A 6,160-nucleotide genomic window follows, 5' to 3' on the forward strand; every position below is an offset into this window, starting at 1 on the left:
TCCGTCAGCCCGGCGCGCCACCCACGGCGCGCGACTAGGCCGGAACGCACGTCGGCGTTGACGAGGGCGATGAACGGGGCGGCGAGGCGAACGGCCGGGGCGAAGAAGAGGTCGTAGAGGAAGCGCCAGAATTCGAGCATGGGCGGATTATACGACGGGTGGCGGAGTGAGTAAAGGCGGCGTCGTATGCCGGTCCCGAAATTTCGGATTCCCCCACTCCGGGTCCGTTCTCGGGTGATGAAATTCACGAAAAATTTTTTCCTCGTTGTAATCCATGCCCTTACGCCCCCGACGAGGTAAAAAACCCCACTCCCCCCCCTTGAGGTGCTTTTTCGGCTGTGCTAACATAAATCGCTGTTACGTCTTGTGTTAACAACTTGTGGATAACGAGCACCTGTTAGTTGACAACTTCCCCCGCCTCCGCACACGGCCCGTATAAGGCCACGAGTTACCAAAAAATACAACCCGCGGTTTTTGTGGACAAGTCGGCGCGACGCGGTGAATAGACGCGAAATCCCCCTCTCAATAAACCCGTTTCCCAATCGGCGTCAACAAACAAACGACTGACGGACTAGGGATCATGGACCGGCTTAAAGAGCTTTGGGCTCAGGTCAGCGGAAACCTGAAACCCCGAATAGATCCGTACCACTACAAATCCTACATCTCCCTCATCAAACCCCGGTCCCTGACTGAGGACCTCGTAACCCTTGAGGTGCCCAACCAGCGCTACGTGGACTGGCTGGGCTCGACCTACCTCGAGCAGATACGGGGGGAGCTTGCAAGCGTCAGCGGTCACGCCTTCGAGGTGGTTCTGGTGGCCCGGAACAACGGAGGGGGAAAGCCGCAGACCTCGCCCCGTAACCCGTACAACCCCAAGTACACCTTTGAGAGCTTCGTGGTCGGGCGCGGCAACTCCACCGCCTACGCCGCCGCTCAGGCCGTCGTCGAACGGCCCGGTCAGATTTACAACCCCCTCTTCATCTACGCCGGCGTGGGGTTGGGCAAGACACACCTCCTCCACGCCATCGGCCACGAATCCTTCCTGTCACCCAGGGAGCTGCGCACCGCCTACGTCACCAGCGAGGAGTTCACCAACGAATTCATCGAGGCCATCCGCTACGACCACTCCTCGGACCTGCGGGCCAAGTACCGCAACCTGGACATCCTGCTCATTGACGACCTCCAGTTCCTGGCCGGGAAAGAGGCGACGCTGGAGGAGCTCTTCCACACCTTCAACACCCTCTACAACAACTCGAAACAGATCGTCTTCACCTCGGACCGCCCGCCGGCGGAAATCAAGCTCGACGAGCGGCTGGTCACCCGGTTCGAATGGGGTCTGGTGATAGACATCCAGCCGCCGGACATCGAAACCCGCATCGCCATCATCCAGGCCAAGGCCGAGAACGAGGGCATCCGCCTCCCCGACGAGGTGGTTGACCTCATCGCCCAGCGCGTGCGGTCGAACATCCGCACCATCGAGGGTGCGATTCTGCGCCTCTCGGCCTTCAGCGCCATCAGCGAGCAGCCGATTTCCGCCAAGATGGCCCGCGAGATCCTCTCCAACATCCTCGGCCGCGAGGCCCCCCGGGTTTCCATAGGGATGATTCAGCGGTTGGTCTGCAACCACTTCGAGGTCGCGCTGGGTGAGCTTCTATCCAAATCGCGCAACGCCTCCGTCGTATTCCCGCGCCAGTTGGCCATGTACCTCGCGCGAAACCTGACCGACGCGAAGCTCCACGAAATCGGGCTCCAGTTCGGCGGGCGCGACCACTCCACCGTCATCCACAGCTACAATAAAATCCGCGACGTGGTGGAAAACGACCCCGATATGGCCATCCTGGTCAGCAAGCTGGAACGCATCGCCACCGCCGGCGGCGAATAGTCCCTCCGCTGCTGGATTAATATAAAAAAGGGGGGCACACACCCCTTTTCGCACGCTTCTTGCTATAACAAATTGCGGCATCCCGACGCCTAGGGGTGATATATCGGCAAAAGCCTAAGCCTCAGCCCTTTCGCGCCCGAAGATAAATTTGACAAGTTGGATTTTTTCCGCTAGGTTAGCCTGTGACGGTTGTGAGTTTTACCCGGGCAGACCTTCACAAAAACACAACCCATACAAATGGGGGATTTATGCGGAAGATATTGGTATTATTGGCTATAACCCTTGCCTTCACCGCCTTGGCCGTGGAACCCCAGGCCAAGCTCACCGATTACCTCCAAGGTTACATGGCCAAAAGCGCCGACGACGCGCTCCTGCCCTGCTACATCACCCTGCGGACCCAACTCGACCGGGCGACGACGGCCCAGCTCTGGCTCGGTCGCACGAAGGACGATGCCCGGGCGGCCGTCGTCAACTGGCTCCAGAGCGTGGCCGCGACCGAGCAGGAAGGCCTGCTGCGATGGCTCGCCACCAACCAGACAAACGGCACGGTCGGCGGATACCGACCCTTTTGGATCTCCAATTTCGTCTTCGCCGAGCTGACCCCGGATGCGATCCGTGAAGTCGCCCAACGGCCCGAGGTCGTCCGCATCACCCGCGGCGCCGACGGTGACGGCCAGTGGATCGGCCTCGGATTCAAGGCCGGGGAAAGCGCCGACCCGATCACCGTTTACTCGAACGGCCGCGAAATCGCCTGGGGCGTGGATAAGATCAACGCTCCCGGCGTCTGGGACCTGGGCTACACCGGCGCGGGCGTATCAGTGATAATCGGCGACACGGGTCAACGCTACACGCACCAAGACCTCTACAGCCACTACGACCCCTCCATCAGCTACGATTACGCGGACTCCGACTCCGACCCCTACTTCATATCCGGTGAGGAGCACGGCACGCACTGCGCGGGCAGCGTGGGCTCCGACGGCACCGCCGGCACCCAGGCCGGCGTGGCGCCCGACTTCAACTATGGCGCCCACCGCCTGTACATGTACGGCAACCACCAGGGCGAGCTTTCCGTGTGGGCCTCCTGGCAGGGTGCCGTAGGTTTCGGCGCGGACGTCGTTTCCAACTCCCTGGGCTGGCTGGACTCCTGGAATCCGGATAAGCCCACCTGGCGCACCAACGCCCAGAACACCATCGCCGCCGGCACGGCCCTGGTCATAGCCGCCGGCAACGAGGGCCCCAGCCCCATGACGCTGCGCACCCCGGGCAACGTGCCCGAGGTCATCTGCGTGGGCGCCACCGACTCCAGCGACATCATCGCCGGTTTCTCCAGCCGCGGGCCCACCGACGAGTGGGGCGCTGAAGACTGCATCAAGCCCGACGTATCCGCCCCCGGCGTCAACATCAAAAGCTGCTACGTCTCTTCGGACACCGCGTATCAGGATGGGTGGAACGGCACCTCCATGGCGACCCCCCACGTCGCCGGCGTCTGCGCCCTCCTTCTGGACGCCGACCCCTCGTTGACTCCCGCGGAACTCAAGCAGGTTCTGGAGGACACCGCCCTCGACCTGGGCACCCCCGGCAAAGACAACGACTACGGCTCTGGGCGCGTGGATGCCCTGGCCGCGGTGGAGTCCCTGGGTGAACCGCCCCCGGAGGAGCCCGAGTTCGATCTCAACAGTGTGACCATCACCTCGGATTCCGACTCCGACGGCCTGATCGAGCCCGGCGAGGCCGTGGAAATCGAGATCACCATCGAGAACATCGGCGATGCCTCCGGAACGAGCACCACGGGCACCCTCACCTGCTCCAGCACCAACATCACCATCACCGACGGCATCGGTGACTTCGGCACCGTCCCCGCAGGCGGCACCGCTTCGTCAACCTTCGGCTTCAACGTGGGCTCCTGGGCGGAACCCCCCGAGTCCTTCGAGTTCACCTTGGCGGTGCAATCCCAGGGCTTCGACTCCCAGGACCTCTTGTTCACACTCTTCTCGCCGACCGATATGATAAACGACGACGTGGAGGGCGGGGAGGGTTACTGGACCCACTTCGGCGACAACGATCAGTGGCACGTAGATGAATACCGCTCGCACACGCCCACCCATTCCTGGAAGTGCGGTGGCGTCGGCAGCGACGTCTACTCCAACGACATGAACGCCTCCCTCTACTCGCCCCCGGTATACGTAGACCCGGCCGCGCCTGAGCTGCGCTTCTGGACCTGGTATGAGATGCAGTACCAGAAAGACATCGGCTACGTTGATATCAACGAAGGCTACGGTTGGACCCAGATCGGTATTTACGAATGGGTTCAGTCCACATGGATACCTGAGGTGATCGATCTGACCGCCTACGCCGGCAAGGCGGTTCAGATCCGTTTCCGGTTCGTCTCCGACGCCGCCGACGCCTACGAGGGCTGGTACGTGGACGACATCCAGGTGAGCGTGCCCGAAGAGAGCGCCTCCTGGGTCGCCATCGAAACCAAACTAACCAACGACGGGGTCATGCTGACCTGGACCGCGGACTCCGGCTTCGCCGGCTTCAACATCTACCGCGCCGCGGAGGGCGACAGCCACTCCAGGCTCCGCCTCAACGCCGAATCGCTGCGGGGCGGCACCATCGGGGCCTGGCTCGACCGGCCTGAAGAGGGCGACTACAACTACTACATCGAGGGTGTAAAACCCGACGGAACGACCGTCCCCTACGGTCCCGCCGAGGTGTCCTACCATCCCTCCACCGACATGGTCCTGACGCTGGACAGTCCCTTCCCGAATCCGACCTCCGACAGGGTCAACTTCGCTTTCACCCTGCCCGAGTCACAGGACGTGACCCTGGCCGTCTTCGATCTGGCCGGGCGCCGCGTCTCAACCCTTCATAGCGGCGATCTGGCCGCGGGCCGGCACACCCTGGCCTGGGACGCCGACGGCGCCAGCGCGGGCGTGTACATCATCCGCCTGGAGGCTCAGGAGGGCGTGCTTACCCAGAGGTTCATCATCGCCCGGTAACGCACGACCCAGGACCGAAACAAAAGGTGGCCACCGCGGCCACCTTTTTCATGTCAAAAAAATGGAGGGATCAACCGCCGGTTCTCGAATATGGGGCGGTACCACGTCCGGACAAAGGGGCAACCTCCGGCGCCCGACCAGACCCATCGCACTCAGCCCACTCTTACCGGTATCTCACGGGCCTTCGGTTAAATCCTCCGCATTCGCAAAAAAACTCCCCACCCGTCAGGACTTGGCGAAAGTCAGGTACATGTGGACGTGCTCGCGACCGGCGGGCTCGCCGAGAAGGCTGCCGTGGGCGGCCACTATTTCGAGGTCGTGTCGCGCGCCCATCCGGACCAGCTCGTGGACGGCGTAGATACGGTGGTTTATCTCCCGCGCGTGGCGCTCCCCGGCGGGTGAGACCCAGAGCCAACGGCTGGTCAAGCGGCCGGTGAGGTAGTCCGGCTCGGAGTCCTCCAGGAGCAGCCACTCGCGGTCGGCGTCGCCCCGGCCCCGCTGGAAATTGCGCATGAGGCCGTCCCGGTTGACCAGGGACATGACCAGGCGGCCGCCGGACCGCAACAGCCGTGACCACTCGGCCAGGGCCCGCTCGTCCTCGCCCTCGTCGGCGAAGTAGCCGAAGCTGGTCCACATGTTGATGAGCGCGTCGAAGGCGCCTGTCCCGAGGCCCGTCTCGCGCATGTCGGCGCGGACGAAGACCGCCGGCAGGCCCGCGGCACCAATTTCAGCCCGTTCGAGGTAATCGGCGCAGAAGTCCACCCCGGCGACCTCCACCCCCCGGCGCGCCAGGGGAATCGAGTGCCGGCCTATGCCGCAGCAGACGTCGGCCAGCCGCGACCCGGGGCGCAGATTCAACTGTCGCCAGAGGTAGTCTATCTCTTCCACCGGTGCCTCTCCGCCCGCGGAACCGAAGCCCCCCTCGAGCCAGACGTCATCGAAAAAGGTCTCCCACCACTCGACAGTCATCGGATAAACCTCCGTCAGTCCGGCGTCGGTTCAGGGAGGGGCGCATGCCGGTGGATACGTCTACCCATGGCGGAGTAGAACAGGGCGCCGGACAGGGCGACAGCGGCGGCGATGACCACGGCCGCCCAGTAATTTCCAGAAAGATCGTAGACCAGCCCACCGACGAAGGGTCCAATGGTGCCGGACAGTCCGTAGGCCAACGAGACCCTGGCATAGATGCGACCGAAATTCTCCGGTCGGTATACGTCCGAGGTCTGGGTGGCGTAGAGCACCATGGCCGCCCCGAAGTTGAAGCCCACGAACGCCG

General features: G+C 63.0%; 4 protein-coding genes. 2 read left to right on the plus strand and 2 right to left on the minus strand.

What is annotated here, in order from left to right:
* Nucleotides 1-580 precede the first annotated feature (580 nt).
* A complete protein-coding gene (dnaA, locus tag NTW26_10830) occupies nt 581-1,882 on the plus strand; it encodes a chromosomal replication initiator protein DnaA (GenBank protein MCX7022745.1) in 1,302 nt (433 codons plus the stop codon).
* Between the two features lie 248 nt (nt 1,883-2,130).
* Nucleotides 2,131-4,884, plus strand: coding sequence for a S8 family serine peptidase (locus tag NTW26_10835; protein MCX7022746.1), 2,754 nt, complete (start codon nt 2,131-2,133; stop codon nt 4,882-4,884).
* Between the two features lie 225 nt (nt 4,885-5,109).
* Here the strand turns inward: NTW26_10835 and NTW26_10840 are convergent, their stop codons facing one another.
* Nucleotides 5,110-5,853 carry a methyltransferase domain-containing protein gene (locus tag NTW26_10840; protein ID MCX7022747.1) on the minus strand — a complete coding sequence of 248 codons (744 nt, stop codon included), beginning with the start codon at nt 5,851-5,853 and terminating at the stop codon, nt 5,110-5,112.
* A gap of 14 nt (nt 5,854-5,867) precedes the next feature.
* Nucleotides 5,868-6,160 (minus strand): MFS transporter (locus tag NTW26_10845; protein MCX7022748.1); only part of this gene is annotated, 293 nt, incomplete at its 5' end.

Source organism: bacterium, assembly GCA_026398675.1.
Classification (GTDB): domain Bacteria; phylum RBG-13-66-14; class RBG-13-66-14; order RBG-13-66-14; family RBG-13-66-14; genus RBG-13-66-14.

Coding starts and splice junctions, on each gene's coding strand:
- dnaA (MCX7022745.1), top strand. CDS start 581: ATGGACCGGCTTAAAGAGCTTTGGGCTCAGGTCAGCGGAAACCTGAAA.
- NTW26_10835 (MCX7022746.1), top strand. CDS start 2,131: ATGCGGAAGATATTGGTATTATTGGCTATAACCCTTGCCTTCACCGCC.
- NTW26_10840 (MCX7022747.1), bottom strand. CDS start 5,853: ATGACTGTCGAGTGGTGGGAGACCTTTTTCGATGACGTCTGGCTCGAG.